Below are 15,612 nucleotides of genomic sequence, written 5' to 3' on the forward strand. Positions count from 1 at the left end.
GATCAGCCCCCCGTGCGCCCGAAGCGGGTGGTGCCGGCGTCGGCCCGGTCGCCGATCTCCAGGCCGCCGCCGGTCGCGGCGTCCTTCGGGGTGAGGGTGAAGCTGACCCGGTGGGTGCTGCCGCGGGAGGCCTTGGCCTCGGCCTCGGCGCTGAGCACCCAGGCCCTGACCCCGCCGCTGGCCCCGGCCTCGCGCCGGATCTCCACGGCGAACTCCATCTGGATCGGCCCCACTTCGAACCGCACCGCCGATCCCGCCCCCTCCATCGCGGCCTGGGTCAGCTGATCGCGCACGGCCCGTACCGCGGCTGAGAGTTCGATCTCCTCGAAGTCGGACATAGCGGTTCGCTCCCCCTGGGTTTCGGCTGCTTGCGGCATAGTCGGTCCGAAGGTACGACAGGTGGCGGGCCGCCGTCCGCGGAACGACAGGGGTGCGGCATGGCCGAGATCCGCAGAGCCGTGACTGTCGCCGAGCTGGTCGCCGCCGAGCACCTGTACGACGGGCCCGCCCGCCGGGAGGCCGCCGAACGGTTCCTGGCCTCGCCGGACCACCATCTGCTGATCGCCTATCAGGAGCGGCGGCCGGTGGGTTTCGTCAGCGGAGTGGAGCTGACCCACCCCGACAAGGAAACCGAGATGTTCCTCTACGAGCTGGCCGTCGACCCGGAGCACCAGCGCCGGGGCACCGGACGGGCGCTGGTCGCGGCCCTGGCCGAACTCGCCTGGGAGCGAGGCCTCTACGGGATGTGGGTGCTCACCGACCGGGCCAACACCGCCGCGTTGGCGACCTACCGCTCGGCCGGGGCCGAGCTGGACGAGGACTGCGTGATGCTCACCTGGAACCGGCCGGGTTGACCCGCAGTTGCTCCAGGGCGGCGCGGACCCGGGCGGCGACCCGGCCCGGCTGCTGGGCGTCGGCCCAGCTGAAGCGCAGCCGGGAGCAGCCGCCCGGCGGCGGGCGCGGGCCCCGGGGCGGTCCCGGGGTGTCGTCGGCGTCGCCGAGCAGCGGGTGCCGCAGGCCGCGGCGCCAGCAGAGGTCGGCGCGGGCCAGCTGTCGGCCGCGGGCGTCGAGCAGCCGGTACTGCAGGTCGTCCGGCGGGACCCCGCCGCGGATGCAGTCCAGCCGGGCGGCGGACTCCAGGGCGGATTCGGCCCGGCCGTCGGCGAGCGGCAGCAGCCGCCGGGCGCGGTCGGCCCCGGGCCGGTAGCGGACCGCCCGGTCGACCTCGCCGAGGTCCGTCAGCACGCCCTGGTGCAGCGCGGAGTCGAGCAGGCCGAGCGCCTGGTCCTCCGGGATCCGGAGCAGCAGGTCGGCCAGGGTGCGGGCGGGGCTGGTGACCGGCAGGCCGCGCAGCCGGACCACCTCGCCCGGGGTGAGCGCGGCGACGTGCAGCCGCAGCCGCAGGTCCGGCCGGGGGTGCCGGCTGCGCGGGATCAGCAGGTCCACATAGGGGAGTTCCGGTGGCAGCCCGGCCAGCCGGAGCACCCGGGCGGCGCTGCCGAGGCCGATCACGCTGGTCGGGCCGCAGCGCAGGTGCGCGGCCCAGAGCCGGGCCAGCAGCGGCGGCGGACCGCCCGGGTCGAACCCGGAGGTGAGGTAGACGCCCTGGTGCAGCGCCTGCCACCGGCCGCGCTGGACCAGGGTGCGGACCTGCTCGCGGGTGAGGCCGGCCTCCTGGGCCTGCCTGCGGAGGATGACGCCGCCCTGGCGGCGGGCCAGGGCGGCGAGGGCGGTGCGGGCGTGCTGCGGGCTTCGGGTCGAGGTCATGCACCGAGGATGTCGGGCTGGTGCGCACACCGCGATCCGGGCCTGTGGATAACTGACACCCGCTCATATGAACTGCCTAGTTCGCCGCGCCCTCCTCGATCGCCTGCCGGACCTCCTCGACCCGGGCCGCCTCCTCCGCGGCGAACCGCTCCGCGTCCAGCCGTTCGGCGATCTCCTCGTCCTGGCGCATCAGCAGGTCGAGGTTGGAGTCGCCCAGTTCGAACACCCCCATGTCGACGTACGCCTGCTGCAGCCGCGGCCCCCAGAGGCCGATGTCCTTGACGCAGGGGACGATCCGGGAGAACAGCAGCTGGCGGAAGAACCGCAGGTACTCGCTCTGCTCGCTGATCTCCTCGGCCTCGGCCAGCGGGATGCCGAAGTTGGTCAGCACCTCCACCCCGCGCAGCCGGTCCCGCATCAGGTAGCAGCCCTCGATCACGAACTCCTCCCGCTCGGCCAGTTCGGCCGAGGAGAGCTGGGCGTAGTAGTCGCGCAGCGCCATCCGCCCGAAGGCGACGTGCCGGGCCTCGTCCTGCATCACATAGGCGAGCAGCTGCTTGGGCAGCGGCTTGCTGGTGGTGTCGCGGAGCATCCCGAACGCGGCCAGCGCCAGGCCCTCGATCAGCACCTGCATGCCGAGGTAGGGCATGTCCCAGCGGGCGTCCCGCAGGGTGTCGCCGAGCAGCGACTGCAGGTTGTCGTTGATCGGGTAGAGCATCCCGATCTTCTCGTGCAGGAAGCGCGAGTACAGCTCGGCGTGCCGGGCCTCGTCCATGGTCTGCGTCGCGGAGTAGAACTTGGCGTCCAGGTCGGGGACGGACTCCACGATCCGGGCGGCGCAGACCATGGCGCCCTGCTCGCCGTGCAGGAACTGGCTGAACTGCCAGGAGGCGTAGTGCCGGCGCAGGTCGGCGCGGTTCTCCGGGCTGAACTTGGCCCAGTAGGGCGTGCCGTGGATCGCCAGTGCCTCGTCCGGCAGCCCCAACGGGTCGTACGGGTCCACCTCCAGCGACCAGTCGATCCGCTTGGCCGCGTCCCACTGCTTGTCCTTGCCCTTCTGGTAGAGCGCCAGCAGGCGGTCCCGCCCGTCGTCGTACTCCCAGGTGAAGCGGGCGGACCCGGACGCGGGGACGGTCCAGACCCCCTCCGCGACGGGCGTGGTGTAGCGGTCGTGAGTCGACATGGAGACGCTCCTCGTCGTGGGTGCGGTGCCGGGTGGTGCGGCCACGAGAGGAGCGTCACACGAAGTTACTGACGGGTCAACAGGTCCTCGGAAGGCCGCCGACCGTCAGCGTGAGGGGTAGAGGGAGTAGTCGGGGAAGTTGCCGTACAGCTTCTCGTCCGCGCCCTCGGGGCCGTGGCTGACCGCCTGGACCAGCAGGTCGCCGCCGACGAACGCGCCCTTCCAGGACGCGCCCAGACCGCCGAAGACCTCCTCGCGGTCGCCGCGCGAGCGGGGGGCGTTGACGCCGACCTTGAAGGCCATCAGGTCGGGCGCGATCCTGGCCGCGAAGCCCTGGTCGTCGGTGGCGATGCTGGCGACCAGCGAGCCGTTGCCCGCGTTCATCGCGGCCAGCAGCTCCGACTCGGTGTCCACCAGGATGACCGAGTCCAGCGGGCCGAACGGCTCGGCGTGGTGCAGCGCCCAGTTGGGCGGGGGGCTGAGCACCGCGGCCGGGGCGATGTACGCGCCCAGGTCCTGGCCGGGCAGGAAGCCGCCGTCGTCCAGCGAGCCCCGGTGCAGCGGGACCGCGCGGGAGACCACGGCGTCGTCGAAGTGCCGGGCCAGCTCGGCGGCCTTGGCGGCGTGGATGACCGGGCCGAAGTCCAGCTCGGGCAGTGGCGCGTCCGGGTCGGCGACGGCCAGCGGGTGGCCGAACCGCAGGTCGCCGATGACCGCGAGGTAGGTCTCCAGGAAGGCGGGGAACAGCCGGCGCTGCACCACGTAGCGCGGGTAGGCGGTGCAGCGCTGCTTGGCGTACTCGAAGCCCTTGCGCAGGTGCGCGGCCAGCGTCGGCCAGTCGCTGAAGTCCCAGACGCCCCAGGTGTTCAGCCCCTCCTGCTCCAGGAAGTGGCGGCGGCCCAGGTCGGCCAGCGAGGTCGCGGCCCGGCGGCCGTTGGCGCGTCCGCCGACGAAGGCCAGCGCGCCCAGGCCGGGGGAGCGGATCAGGGCGTCGGCGATCTGCGAGCCCATCCCGGAGAGGAGGGTGACCGGGAGCCCGGCCCGCAGCATCAGCGCGTGGGCCAGGGTGAGGCAGTGGAAGCCGCCCTGGGACGGGGTCTTGGCGATCACCGCGTTTCCGGCCAGCAGCTGCACCAGCTCGGCGTGCACCTGGACGCTCATCGGGTAGTTCCAGCTGGCGATGTTGGACACCGGGCCGGGCAGCGGCACCCGTCCGGCGAGCTGGCGGTCGATGTTGTCGAGGTACCAGCGCACCCCGTCCAGCGCGCGGTCCACGTCGGCGCAGGCCAGCCGCCAGGGCTTGCCGATCTCCCAGACCAGCAGCATCGCCAGCAGGTCGCGGTGCTCGGCCAGGGCGTCGACGGCGGCGGAGACCCGGGCCTTCCGCTGCTCCAACGGGGTGCGGGACCAGGCGCCGTGCTGGTCGACGGCGAAGTCGACGGCGGACGCCGCCTCGGCGATGTCGATCCGGGGCGGCCCCGGGATCGGGGTGCCGTCCAGCGGGGTGGTGTGCTCGCCGGGGGTGCCGACGGCGTGCCAGCCGCCGCGGACCAGGTTGAGCAGTCGGTCGGGGGCGAACGCCTCGGGCGCCGCTGCGAGGCAGCGGGCATAGGTGTCGTCCCAGGATGTGCCGGGCTTCAGCTGCAGGGTCACGGTGGCGCTCCTGTCGGGGGGAGGAGGTGCACGTACCTGGTTCACAAGGGGAAGCGGGGCGGAGCAGAGCGTTCAGGGTGGCACGGGCCGCTTGTGGGCGGTACGGAGCGCCGCTGGTCTGTGTCGCTTCTCACGGCGGTCGGGGCCTCTCCTAGCCGCCGTAGTAGTTGACGGGTGCACTAGTCGCGGCCCCGGGGGCGTCAGGCGCGGGGTGTGCGGCGACGCGAGGGACCAAAGGCCTGAATTCGGCAACTATGCCCGATCGTCGTGCAAATCTTTGTGGTGGTTTGGGGTCGGATGCCCGGATTCGTTACAACCGATGGAGTCCGGCCGACCGGCTGGCCAGGATCATCCCTGAGTACGAGGACGAGGTCGAACCGCTGATGCAACGCGCCCATGTTAGGCACGCCGCCACGACTCGGCATGCCCGCACGAACGCTGTCCTGTCCGCCGCCACCCGTTCCCCCGGCGGTCGCGCCAACCTGGTCGCCGCCGCGGTCACCGGCCTGCTGGTGCTCGGCGCGGTCGCTGCCCCGGCCGCCGCTGCGGCCCAGCCCGTGCTGGACCCGGCCCCGGTCGCGGCCCCCACCGCCGCCGAGGCGGCCCAGGGCGCGGCGCTGGCCGCGCTGCTGACCGGTTCCCCCTCCGCCGACGCCGCGCACCCGGCGCCCGCCGCGCACCCGGCGCCCGCCGCGCACCCGGCTCCGGCCGCGCCCGCGAAGCCCGCCGCCCCGGCCCCGGCCGCCAAGCCCGCCGCCGCGGTCCAGCCGGCGGCCAAGCCCAACGGCTGGGACGCCCCGGTCGGCGACGCCTCGATCAGCGAGCGCTACCGGCTGCCCAACAGCGAGTACGCGGCCGGCTACCACACCGGTACCGACTTCGCGGTGAACATCGGCACCCCGGTCGTCGCGATCGGCCCCGGCACCGTGGTCTCCGCGGGCTGGCAGAGCGGCTACGGCAACACCGTGGTGGTCAAGCTGTCCGACGGCCGATACGTGCTCTACGGGCACCTCTCCGCGTTCAAGGTGTACCCGGGCCAGCACGTCACCGGCGGCCAGCGGGTCGCGCTGTCCGGCGACACCGGCAACTCCACCGGTCCGCACCTGCACTTCGAGGTCCGCAGCAGCAACGTCTACGGCGCGGACGTCGACCCGCTGGCGTACCTGCGCTCGCACCAGGTCACCAAGTACTAGAGGTCGCGACGTACTGGAGGCCGTGGCCTACTGGGCGCCGTCCGCGGGCTTGCCGATCCGGTCGGCGATGTCCAGGGAGACCCGCAGCGCGACGTCCCGGCGCTCGGACTCGTCCGGCAGCTGGGCGGCGGACGCCGGGTCGTCGGCGCAGGCCTCGGCGATGAACTGGGTGACGTTGATCGCCATCAGCGAGATCGCCGCCCGGACCCGGTCCTCGAAGGTCGGCTCCGGGCCCTGCATCAGCCGGGTGAGCGCCATCATCCGCTCCTTGAAGCGGCTGCCGACCGCGAGCTCGCGGATGGTCGGCTGGTTCTCGTGGAAGAACCGCAGCAGCGGCTGCCGCCCGGCCATGCCCTCGGCGAAGCGGCGGATGATCTCGTCCCGCAGCCCGGGGCTGTACTCCTGCTGCTCGCCCCAGGCGATGGCGTCCTCGATCGGCGCGGACATGCTGTCCACGATCCCGGCGAGGATGTCCTCCTTGGTCCGGAAGTGGTAGTACAGGGCTGCCTTGGTGACGCCGAGGCGGTCGGCGATCTCGCGCAGCGAGGTCTTCTCGTACCCGTGTTCGGCGAACAGTTCCATGGCGACGTCGAGGATGCGCGCCCGGGTGTCCCCGCGAGGTGTCTGGGTGGTCATCGCTCCGCCTGAGTACCTGTCCGCTGCGTTGTCCGGAAACCGGTTGACGTCTCCTGGTCACTGAGCTTACCGTGCGGCAGACAAGGGTACTAGCCGGTCGGCAGGTAAGCCGCGTGCAGGGGAGAGCTCGAATGGCCCAGGACCAGATTCCGCAGCAGGAGAGAGCGGCGGACGACCCCGACGCACAGGTGTACCGCACCCCCCGGGAGATCCGGATCGTGCTCAGCGGCCTGCTGATCGCGATGCTGCTGGCGATGCTGGACAACATGATCGTCGGCACCGCGATGCCGACCATCGTCGGCGACCTGGGCGGGGTCAACCACCTCTCCTGGGTGGTCACCTCCTACATCCTGGCGACTACCGCCTCCACTCCGATCTGGGGCAAGCTCGGCGACCTCTACGGCCGCAAGGGCATCTTCATGGCCTCGATCGTGATCTTCCTGGCCGGCTCGGCGATGTCCGGGGTCTCCCAGAACATGAACGAGCTGATCGGCTCGCGCGCGGTCCAGGGCCTGGGCGCGGGCGGGCTGATCGTCGGCGTGATGTCGATCATGGGCGCGATGGTGCCGCCGCGCGAGCGCGGCAAGTACCAGGGCATGTTCGCCGCGGTGATGGCGGTCGCCATGATCGGCGGCCCGCTGGTCGGCGGCACCATCACCGACCACCTCAACTGGCACTGGATCTTCTTCATCAACCTGCCGCTGGGCGCGGTCGCGCTGGTCGTCGTCGCGCTCACGCTGCACCTGCCCAAGCAGCGCTCCGAGGCCCGCATCGCCAAAAAGAAAATTGACAGCCTGGGCGCGGGGCTGCTCACCGTCGGCATCGTCGCCCTGGTGCTGGTCACCACCTGGGGCGGCCAGACCTACTCCTGGGGCTCCTGGCAGATCGCCGGGACGCTGGTGCTCGCCGCGGTCGCGCTGGCCTGGTTCCTCCGGGTCGAGCAGCAGGTGGCCCAGCGCGGGCAGGAGCCGGTGCTGCCGCTGCACGTCTTCCGCAGCCGCAACTTCAGCCTGATCTGCGCGCTCGGCTTCGTGGTCGGCTTTGTGATGTTCGGCGCGATCACCTTCCTGCCGCTGTACCAGCAGAGCGTCCAGGGCGCGTCCGCGACCAACTCCGGGCTGCTGCTGATGCCGATGATGCTGGGCATGCTGGTGGTCTCGCTGATCGTCGGCCAGGCCGTCACCAGGACCGGCCGCTACAAGATCTACCCGGTGATCGGCACCCTGGTGATGACCGCGGGGATGCTGCTGCTGTCCCGGCTGGACGTGCACACCGACAAGACCACCTCGGCCCTGTTCATGGTGGTGCTCGGCGCCGGGATGGGCTTCCTGATGCAGATCACCATGCTGGTGGCGCAGAACAGCGTCCCGCTGAAGGACATCGGCGTCGCCTCCAGCAGCTCCACCTTCTTCCGCAGCATCGGCGGCTCGTTCGGGGTCTCGCTGTTCGGCGCGCTGTTCAGCTCCCGGGTGACCCACACCATGGCGCAGCGGCTCGGCGCGGGCGGCACCAAGGCGGTGGACGGGCACGCCCAGCTGTCCCCGGCGATGCTGGGGCAGCTGCCCGCGCCGGTCAGGGACGCCTACGACCACGCGGTGACCGACGGGGTGCACAGCATCTTCCTGTGGGGCGCGCTGATCAGCGTGGCCGGGATCGCGGTGTCGTTCTTCCTGCAGGAGGTCCCGCTGCGGGCCACCCCCAAGCCGAGCGGCGCGGGGGACGCGGCCCCGGCCCTCGCCGAGGTCTGACCTACCGTCACCCGCCGGGGTCAGCCCGGCAGCCGGTAGACGCCGGGGCCGACCGGTTCCACCAGCCCGTCCGCGACCAGTCCGTCCAGGGCGCGGGCGCGCTGGACCGGGTCGGGCCAGACCGCGTCCAGCGTCCGCTGCGGGACCAGCTGGTGCTGCTCGGCGGCGCGCAGCACCGCCAGCAGCTTCCCGCGCACCTGACGGTCCGTCCCCGCGTAGGTCTGCCCCTTGCGCGGCGGCCCCTGGTACGGCGGGCTGCCGGCCAGCCGCCAGGCGCAGCGGTCGGCCACCGGGCAGCGCCCGCACTCCGGGCTGCGCGCGGTGCAGACCAGCGCGCCCAGCTCCATCACCGCGACCGCCCAGGTGGCCGCGGTCTCCGGCCGCTCCGGCAGCAGCGCGTTCGCGGTGCGCCGCTCGGCCGCCGTGGTGGCGGTGGGTGGATACTCACTACCGTCGACCAGACGGGCGAACACCCGGCGGACGTTGGTGTCCAGCACCGCGTGCCGCTGCCGGTGCGCGAACGAGGCCACCGCCGCCGCGGTGTACTCGCCGACGCCGGGCAGCGCCAGCAGCTCCGCGTGGTCGGTGGGCACCTCGCCGCCGTGCCGCTCGGTGATCGCGGTCGCGGCTGCGTGCAGCCGCAGCGCCCGGCGCGGGTAGCCGAGCCGCCCCCAGGCCCGCACCGCCTCGCCGGACGGCGCGGCGGCCAGGTCGGCCGGGGCGGGCCAGCGCTCCATCCACTCCTGGTACACCGGCAGCACCCGCTTCACCGGGGTCTGCTGCAGCATGAACTCACTCACCATCACCGCCCAGGGGCCTGCGGACGGCTCGCGCCACGGCAGCTCGCGCGCGTGCGCGGCGTACCAGGCGAGGACGGTGCGGTGGAGGCTGTCGGCGGGGGCTGCGGTGTCAGTCATGGCGGTGTCGATCCTCGCACACGCCGGGTCACCGGCAGGTCACCGGAACGGTCGCGGAAAACCATCCGGACGGACCATCAGGCCGATGATGTGAAAGAAGGGGCCCCCGGTACGGCGGTGTTGTGCAGAGCGGGGGTTGATCTCTCGTAAGGTTTGCTCGTGCCTTCTCTGCGCAATCCCGTCGGGCCGCTGCCTTCGTCCATCTACTGGCGGCGCCGCCTCGTCGTGCTCGTGGTCCTGCTCGCGGTGCTCGTGCTCATCCTCTGGCTGCTGCTGTCCGGCAACGGCGGCGGGAACCACACGGCGGGCGGTCCGACCAGCTCGACCCCGGCCGCCTCGATCACTCCGGGCGGGTCGAGCGACGGATCAGGGGCCAAGTCCGGCGGGACCGGCACCGGCAGCGCCCCCGCGCCGTCCGGCAGCGGCACGGCGAGCACCCCCGCGGGGACCAACGGCGGCATCGTGGTCGGCGGCAGCGGCGGGAGCAGCGACGGCGGTTCCGGCGGCACGGCCGGGACCGGCGGTTCGGGCGGCGGCTCCGGCGGTGGCTCCGGCTCCGGCGGCAGCGCGTCCGGCGGCTCCGGCGACGGCGCCCTGCCGCCCAACGCCACCGGCACCATGCATCTGCCCGCCTGCGCCGCGGCCGACGTCGAACTCGCGCTGACCAGCGACGACCACACCTACGCCTCCAGCCAGTGGCCCACCTTCCGACTGGCCATCAGCAACAACACGGAGGCGGCCTGCCGGGTCGACCTGGGCGCCGAGTCCGCGGTGCTGACCGTCACCGGCAGCGGGAACAGCCGGGTCTGGTCCTCCGGTGACTGCCCCAGGGTCACCGCCGCGCAGTGGTACGCCGTTCCGGCCGCGGGCACCCTGTCCGACGTCGCCTTCGTCTGGAACCGCACCACCTCCGCGCCGGGCTGCACCCCCGGCGGGGGCGGCGGCGCGGTCGGCGCGGGCACCTACGTCGCCACGATCACCGTGAGCGGTGTGCCGATCAAGCCGCTGACCCAGTTCAAACTGGCCCCGATCGGCAGCTGAGCGGGCCGCTCAGCAGGCCGGACGGTCAGACGTAGCGCTCCAGGATGGACGACTCGGCGAGCCGGGACAGCCCCTCGCGGACCGAGCGGGCCCGCGACTCGCCGACGCCCTCGACCGCCTGCAACTCGTCGATGCTGGCGGACAGCAGCTTCTGCAGGCTGCCGAAGTGCTCGACCAGCCGCTCGATCACGGTGTTGGGCAGCCGCGGGATCTTCGCCAGCAGCCGGTAGCCGTGCGGGCTGACGGCCGAGTCCAGCGCCTCCGGCGAGCCGGGGAAGCCCAGCGCCTTGGCCACCGTCTGCAGGTCCAGCAGGTCGCTGTGGGTCAGCCCCTCCAGATCGCCCAGCACGTCCTGGACCGTCCGCCCGCGCTTGGCCGCGCGCTCGGGGAAGTAGTCCCTGGCGACCAGCTCGCGCTCCGGCTCGACCCCGGCGATCAGCTCGTCCAGCTGGAGCGACAGCAGCCGGCCGTCGGTGCCCAGCTCGACCACGTAGCCCGCGATCTCACGGTTGATCAGCCGTACCATCTCCAGCCGCTGCGCCACCGCGGTGACGTCACGGACCGTCACCAGGTCCTCGATCTCCAGCGCGGAGAGGGTGCCCGCCACCTCGTCCAGCCGGAGCTTGTAGCGCTCCAGGGTGGCCAGCGCCTGGTTGGCCCGGGAGAGGATCGCGGCGGAGTCCTCGATCACCCGGCGCACGCCGTTGACGTACAGGGCGATCAGCCGCATCGACTGGCTCACCGAGACCACCGGGAAGCCGGTCTGCTTGTTCACCCGCTCCGCGGTGCGGTGCCGGGTGCCGGTCTCCTCGGTGGGGATCGAGGCGTCCGGCACCAGCTGCACGCCTGCCCGGACGATCCGGCTGATGTCCTTGTCGATGACGACGGCCCCGTCGAGCTTGCACAGCTCGCGCAGACGGGTGGCCGAGAACTCGACGTCGAGCACGAAACCGCCGGTGCTGAGCGACTCCACGGTCTTGTCGAACCCGACGACGATCAGCCCGCCGGTCCGGCCGCGCAGCACGCGTTCCAGGCCGTCGCGCAGGGGGGTGCCGGGGGCTACGGCGCTGAGCGAGGCCCGCAGAAGGGCCTCCTCGCGGGAGGAGCGATCCGCCCGGTCGTTGGCTGCCACGGGAACGACTCCTCCGGTGGGGTGCGGTATACCGCCATGAGTTTACCGTCGGGCGCGGCCGGGCGTGTCTGGTTATTGACGCGGAGCGCGCCGGGGCGCTAGTCCGGGTCGACCGGATCCCACCCGTCCAGCAGCGCCATGGCGTCCTCGGGGACGCTGGAGAGCGGCGATCCGCCGCCGCCGGACCGGCCCCGACCGGCGCGCTCGCCCCCGTCCGAGTCGGCCTTGGGACGGCTGCGGGGCCGCCCGCCGCGGCCCGGGATCGCGGCCAGCGCCTCGCCGATACTGGCCACCTCGGTCACCCGCATCCCGCGCGGGACCTTCCCCGGATCCGGCGGGACCAGGGCGTGGGTGAAGCCGAGCCGGGCCACCTCGGCCAACCGCCGCTCCACGCCGGTCACCCGGCGCACCTCCCCGGCCAGGCCGACCTCGCCGATCGCCACCATGTTCGGCGGCAGCGGCGTGTCGGCGGCGGAACTGGCCACCGACAGCGCGATCGCCAGGTCCGCGGCCGGTTCGGTGAGCTTCACCCCGCCGACCGTGGCGGTGTAGATGTCGAGCTTGCCGAGCCGCACCCCGCCGTGCCGCTCGACCACGGCCAGCACCATCGCGATCCGCGGCGACTCCAGGCCGGAGGTGGTCCGCCGGGGCGAGGGGATCTGCGAGTCCACCATCAGCGCCTGCACCTCGGCGACCAGCGGGCGGCGGCCCTCCAGAGTGACGGTCAGACAGGTCCCCGGGACCGGTTTGTCACGCTTCGTCAGGAACAGCCCGGACGGGTCGGCCACCCCGCTGATCCCGGAGTCGTGCAGCTCGAAGCAGCCGACCTCGTCGGTCGCGCCGTAGCGGTTCTTGACGCCGCGGATGATCCGCAGCCGGGCGTGCCGGTCGCCCTCGAAGTGCAGCACCACGTCCACCAGGTGCTCCAGCAGCCGGGGTCCGGCGATCGAGCCGTCCTTGGTGACATGGCCGACCAGCAGCGTGGACATCGCCCGCGCCTTGGACACCCGGATCAGCGCCGCGGTCACCTCGCGGATCTGCGCCGGGCCGCCCGGGGCGCTCTCCAGCTGGGCCGAGGCGATGGTCTGCACCGAGTCCAGGATCAGCAGCGACGGCTGCACCTGCTCGATGTGGCCGAGCACCGCGCCGAGGTCGGTCTCCGCGGCCAGGTAGAGGTGCGGCGAGAGCGCGCCGATCCGGTCCGCGCGCAGCCGGACCTGGCTGGCCGACTCCTCACCGGTGATGTAGAGGGTGCGGTGCTGCTCGCTTGCGGCCTTGGCGGCGACGTCCAGCAGCAGCGTCGACTTGCCCACGCCCGGCTCCCCGGCCAGCAGCGCGACCGCGCCCGGGACCAGGCCGCCGCCGAGCACCCGGTCCAGCTCGCCGATGTTGGTCGGCCGGGATGCGGCGACCCGCGCGTCGACCTGGCCGATCGGGATCGCCGCGCTGGTCACCGGGCCGGCCGCGGTGGTCCGCACCGGGACCGCGCCGACCTCCTCGATGGTGCCCCAGGCGTTGCACTCGGTGCAGCGCCCGGTCCACTTGGGCGGGGTGTAGCCGCACTCGGTGCAGCGGTACGAGGCGCGGGCGGGCTTGGTGGTGGTTCGGGCTGCCATGCCGTGAACGCTACAGCCGCCCACTGACACGCCCCGACCCGCCGGTCCGGGTCACCCGTTAGGGGTATCCGGGAGGCAACTTCCCCTACGAACGGCGTCCCGGCCCTAACGTCGGTGGGGTGACCACAGACGTGCAGGCCACAGCTTCCGCACCGTCGGCCGGGCCGCCGGTGCGGCCGGGCGAGCCGCGGGTCGGCGCCGGGCGGGCGACCGGCGCGCGGACCCTGGACGACGCCTGGGAACGGCTCGGTGACGGCCTGTTCAGCTACTGCCTGTCGGTGCTCTGCGACCAGGAGGAGGCGGTCGCGGCGGTCCGCGAGGTCCGGCAGCTCTCGGTCCGGCACCGGCGTCGGCTGCGCCGCCCCGAGTTGCTGCGCGCCTGGCTGTACGCGCTGGCCCGGCACGTCTGCCTGGTCCGGATGGAGGCCGACCCGGTCCGGACGCCGCCGCGGCAGGCCGGGCGGCACAGCGCCGAACACACCCGGCTGGCCGTGCTGGGCTGGCCGGAGGCCGCCGGGGTGACCCCGGCCCAGCGCGAGGCGCTGGAGCTGGCCGGGCGGCACGGCCTGCGCCCGGCCGAGCTGGGCGCGGTGCTGGACCTCCGGGACGAGCAGGCCGGGGCGCTGCTGGCCCAGGCGGTCTGCGAGTTGGAGCGGACGGCGGCAGTGCTCGCGGTGCTGGCCGCCGAGGCCTGCCCGGAGCTGGGCCGGCTCGGCCGGGGCCGCGGCCCGGTGCTCGGCACCGCGCTGCGCGGCGAGCTGGTCCGGCACGTCGACGCCTGCCCGACCTGCCGCGGCACGGCCGAGCGCGCCGCCGCGGTCGGCCCCTGGCCGGGGACGCTGCGCGCGCCCGGATCGCCCGCGCTGGTGACCGCGCCGCCCGGGTCCTGGCGGGCGGCCGGGGGTGAGGGCTTCTTCGCCGGGCTGGGCGCGGGCCGGGCCGAGGGGGCCAGGGAGCCGAGGTTCGACCGGCACGGCTTCCCGGTGCACCGCACCGCCAAGGCCGAGCGGGCGACCATGCTGCGCCAGCGGGCGGTGGCCAGTTCGGTGATCGCCCTGGTGGTGGCCGCGCCGGTGGTGGCGCTGTGGACCACCCGGTCCGCCCCGGTGCATGACCAGGTGTCCTCGGTCCAGGTGGACGCGGCCACCCCGATGGTCGCGCCGTCCGGGCCGTCGGCGGCGTCCCGGCCGGGCGCCCCGACCACGCCGGGCGCGGCGCTGCCGCCGTCCACCGCCGCCGCCGGGGGCCTGGCCGGCGCCGGGCTCGGCGCCGCGGTGACCGGGGCGGTGACCGGGGCCCCGCTCGGCGTCGCGGCCCCGGCCGCACTGACCGTCAGCGCCGCCGAGGTGGCCGGGCGCACCGTGATCACCCTGGTCAACTCCGGTGGCACCGCCGTGGGCTGGCAGGCGACCACGGCCGCGGGCTGGCTCCGGCTGAGCCGGGACGCCGGGACGCTGCAACCCGGCGCGCGGATCACCCTGCTGGTGACGGTGGACTCGGCGAGCGCCCCCGCGGACGCCTGGTCCGCGCAGGTGGCCGTGGTGCCGTCCGGTTCGGTCGTGGTCCTGCGCGGCCCCGGGACCGGCGGCGGGCGGCGCGGCATGCCGCCGCCGTCGCTGCCGCCGACCCAACCGCCCAGCTCCGGGCCGACCCAGGCGCCGATCAGCCCCCCGACCCAGGACCCGACCGGCACCCCGACGGCGCCGACGTCCGCGCCCCCGACCTCCGCGAGCCCCTCGCCGACCGGCCCGGGCACCGACCCGTCCGGTTCGTCCGCGCCGGTCACCACGGGCGCCTCCGGCAGCGGCAGGCACCGGGGCAGCCCGGGGGGCTGACGGGCCGTCAGCAGCCTTCGTCGGCCGTCCGTCGGTCGGTTGTCAGCTGTCGGCGGGGTCGGCCGGGTGCGGGGCCACCACGCCCGTGCCGTCGCCCGTGCCCGCGGCCAGCCGCTGCTCGCAGATTCGGGCCAGTTCCGCGTAGCCGCCCGTGCCCATCAGCTCGATCAGTTCCGGGCGGTAGCTGAGGTACACCGGGTCGGGGCCGACATGCGCGTCCGGGCTGCCGGTGCACCACCACTGCAGTTCATGGCCGCCGGGGCCCCACCCGCGGCGGTCGTACTCGCCGATGGTGACCTGGAGGTAGCGGGTGTCGTCGGGCCGGTCGATCCAGTCGTAGGTGCGGCGCACCGGGAGCTGCCAGCAGACGTCCGGCTTGGTCTCCAGCGGCTCCTTGCCCTCGGCCAGCGCCAGTGTGTGCAGTGAGCAGCCCTCGCCGCCCGGGAAGCCGGGGCGGTTGAGGAAGATGCAGGCGCCGTCGACCCGGCGGGTGCGCAGATCGCCGTCCTCGTCGGGCTCGCTGATGCCCTTGGGGCCGGTGCCCTGCTTGTGGAACTGCCAGGTCTCCGGGGTGAGTCGGGCGGTGTGGCCGAGCACCCGCTGCCGGTCGTCGTCGTCCGACCAGTGCGCGCCGAGGGTGCAGCAGCCGTCGGCGGCGCGCCCCGGCCGGATCCCGTGGCAGCCGCGGCCGAAGACGCAGGTCCAGCGGGAGGTGAGCCAGGTCAGGTCGCAGCGGAAGACCTGTTCGGCGTCGTCGGGGTCGGCGAACTCGACCCAGGCCCGCGCGAAGTCCAACGGGACCTCGCGCTTGCGGGCGAGCGCGGCGGCCTTCTTCGCAGCCTTCTCGACTGCCTTGCGATCGGTGAGCTTCACATCTACGGCTGGCACCCG

General features: G+C 73.8%; 14 protein-coding genes. 5 read left to right on the forward strand and 9 right to left on the reverse strand.

Annotation, left to right across the window (positions count from 1 at the left end; translation table 11 throughout):
* Positions 1-2: 2 nt before the first annotated feature.
* Positions 3-338: a trypco2 family protein gene (locus ACEZDE_RS16875; RefSeq protein ID WP_380537089.1), complete on the reverse strand. Its 336-nt coding sequence runs from the start codon at positions 336-338 to the stop codon at positions 3-5.
* Between the two features lie 99 nt (positions 339-437).
* On the opposite strand from ACEZDE_RS16875, the gene ACEZDE_RS16880 reads away from it, so the two are divergent.
* Positions 438-854, forward strand: a complete 417-nt coding sequence (locus ACEZDE_RS16880; RefSeq protein ID WP_380537090.1) for a GNAT family N-acetyltransferase — start codon at positions 438-440, stop codon at positions 852-854.
* Here the strand turns inward: ACEZDE_RS16880 and ACEZDE_RS16885 are convergent.
* The 3 genes from ACEZDE_RS16885 to ACEZDE_RS16895 form a co-directional block, all read right to left on the reverse strand.
* Positions 832-1,767 (reverse strand): type IV toxin-antitoxin system AbiEi family antitoxin domain-containing protein, encoded by a 936-nt coding sequence (locus ACEZDE_RS16885; protein ID WP_380537091.1) that lies wholly within the window; start codon positions 1,765-1,767, stop codon positions 832-834. The two genes, ACEZDE_RS16880 and ACEZDE_RS16885, sit on opposite strands and share 23 nt — an antisense overlap.
* 76 nt (positions 1,768-1,843) lie before the next feature.
* A complete protein-coding gene (locus tag ACEZDE_RS16890; protein ID WP_380537092.1) occupies positions 1,844-2,950 on the reverse strand; it encodes a ferritin-like domain-containing protein in 1,107 nt (368 codons plus the stop codon).
* A 105-nt stretch (positions 2,951-3,055) separates the two neighbouring features.
* A complete protein-coding gene (locus ACEZDE_RS16895) occupies positions 3,056-4,603 on the reverse strand; it encodes an aldehyde dehydrogenase family protein (protein ID WP_380537093.1) in 1,548 nt (515 codons plus the stop codon).
* A gap of 287 nt (positions 4,604-4,890) precedes the next feature.
* On the opposite strand from ACEZDE_RS16895, the gene ACEZDE_RS16900 reads away from it, so the two are divergent.
* Positions 4,891-5,796, forward strand: a complete 906-nt coding sequence (locus tag ACEZDE_RS16900) for a M23 family metallopeptidase (protein ID WP_380537094.1) — start codon at positions 4,891-4,893, stop codon at positions 5,794-5,796.
* A 27-nt stretch (positions 5,797-5,823) separates the two neighbouring features.
* On the opposite strand, the gene ACEZDE_RS16905 is transcribed toward ACEZDE_RS16900, so the two are convergent.
* Positions 5,824-6,432, reverse strand: coding sequence for a TetR/AcrR family transcriptional regulator (locus tag ACEZDE_RS16905; protein ID WP_380537095.1), 609 nt, complete (start codon positions 6,430-6,432; stop codon positions 5,824-5,826).
* Between the two features lie 131 nt (positions 6,433-6,563).
* Here ACEZDE_RS16905 and ACEZDE_RS16910 point away from each other — a divergent pair, with 131 nt between their 5' ends.
* Positions 6,564-8,180, forward strand: coding sequence for an MDR family MFS transporter (locus ACEZDE_RS16910; protein WP_380537096.1), 1,617 nt, complete (start codon positions 6,564-6,566; stop codon positions 8,178-8,180).
* Positions 8,181-8,200: 20 nt separating this feature from the next.
* On the opposite strand, the gene ACEZDE_RS16915 is transcribed toward ACEZDE_RS16910, so the two are convergent.
* Positions 8,201-9,097, reverse strand: a complete 897-nt coding sequence (locus tag ACEZDE_RS16915) for an A/G-specific adenine glycosylase (protein WP_380537097.1) — start codon at positions 9,095-9,097, stop codon at positions 8,201-8,203.
* A 159-nt stretch (positions 9,098-9,256) separates the two neighbouring features.
* Between ACEZDE_RS16915 and ACEZDE_RS16920 the strand changes: the two genes are divergently transcribed.
* On the forward strand, positions 9,257-10,138 hold the full coding sequence (locus ACEZDE_RS16920) for a hypothetical protein (protein ID WP_380537098.1): 882 nt from the start codon (positions 9,257-9,259) through the stop codon (positions 10,136-10,138).
* A 25-nt stretch (positions 10,139-10,163) separates the two neighbouring features.
* Here the strand turns inward: ACEZDE_RS16920 and disA are convergent, their stop codons facing one another.
* Both disA and radA read right to left on the reverse strand, forming a co-directional pair.
* On the reverse strand, positions 10,164-11,270 hold the full coding sequence (disA, locus tag ACEZDE_RS16925) for a DNA integrity scanning diadenylate cyclase DisA (RefSeq protein ID WP_380537099.1): 1,107 nt from the start codon (positions 11,268-11,270) through the stop codon (positions 10,164-10,166).
* Between the two features lie 98 nt (positions 11,271-11,368).
* Positions 11,369-12,886, reverse strand: coding sequence for a DNA repair protein RadA (radA, locus tag ACEZDE_RS16930; protein WP_380537100.1), 1,518 nt, complete (start codon positions 12,884-12,886; stop codon positions 11,369-11,371).
* A gap of 119 nt (positions 12,887-13,005) precedes the next feature.
* On the opposite strand from radA, the gene ACEZDE_RS16935 reads away from it, so the two are divergent.
* On the forward strand, positions 13,006-14,721 hold the full coding sequence (locus ACEZDE_RS16935; RefSeq protein WP_380537101.1) for a BACON domain-containing protein: 1,716 nt from the start codon (positions 13,006-13,008) through the stop codon (positions 14,719-14,721).
* A gap of 42 nt (positions 14,722-14,763) precedes the next feature.
* On the opposite strand, the gene ACEZDE_RS16940 is transcribed toward ACEZDE_RS16935, so the two are convergent.
* A complete protein-coding gene (locus ACEZDE_RS16940) occupies positions 14,764-15,594 on the reverse strand; it encodes a hypothetical protein (protein ID WP_380537145.1) in 831 nt (276 codons plus the stop codon).
* Between the last annotated feature and the right edge of the window lie 18 nt (positions 15,595-15,612).

Source organism: Streptacidiphilus cavernicola (assembly GCF_042510955.1).
GTDB classification, from domain to species: Bacteria; Actinomycetota; Actinomycetes; order Streptomycetales; family Streptomycetaceae; genus Streptacidiphilus; species Streptacidiphilus cavernicola.

Coding starts and splice junctions, on each gene's coding strand:
- ACEZDE_RS16875 (WP_380537089.1), bottom strand. CDS start 338: ATGTCCGACTTCGAGGAGATCGAACTCTCAGCCGCGGTACGGGCCGTG.
- ACEZDE_RS16880 (WP_380537090.1), top strand. CDS start 438: ATGGCCGAGATCCGCAGAGCCGTGACTGTCGCCGAGCTGGTCGCCGCC.
- ACEZDE_RS16885 (WP_380537091.1), bottom strand. CDS start 1,767: ATGACCTCGACCCGAAGCCCGCAGCACGCCCGCACCGCCCTCGCCGCC.
- ACEZDE_RS16890 (WP_380537092.1), bottom strand. CDS start 2,950: ATGTCGACTCACGACCGCTACACCACGCCCGTCGCGGAGGGGGTCTGG.
- ACEZDE_RS16905 (WP_380537095.1), bottom strand. CDS start 6,432: ATGACCACCCAGACACCTCGCGGGGACACCCGGGCGCGCATCCTCGAC.
- ACEZDE_RS16910 (WP_380537096.1), top strand. CDS start 6,564: ATGGCCCAGGACCAGATTCCGCAGCAGGAGAGAGCGGCGGACGACCCC.
- ACEZDE_RS16915 (WP_380537097.1), bottom strand. CDS start 9,097: ATGACTGACACCGCAGCCCCCGCCGACAGCCTCCACCGCACCGTCCTC.
- radA (WP_380537100.1), bottom strand. CDS start 12,886: ATGGCAGCCCGAACCACCACCAAGCCCGCCCGCGCCTCGTACCGCTGC.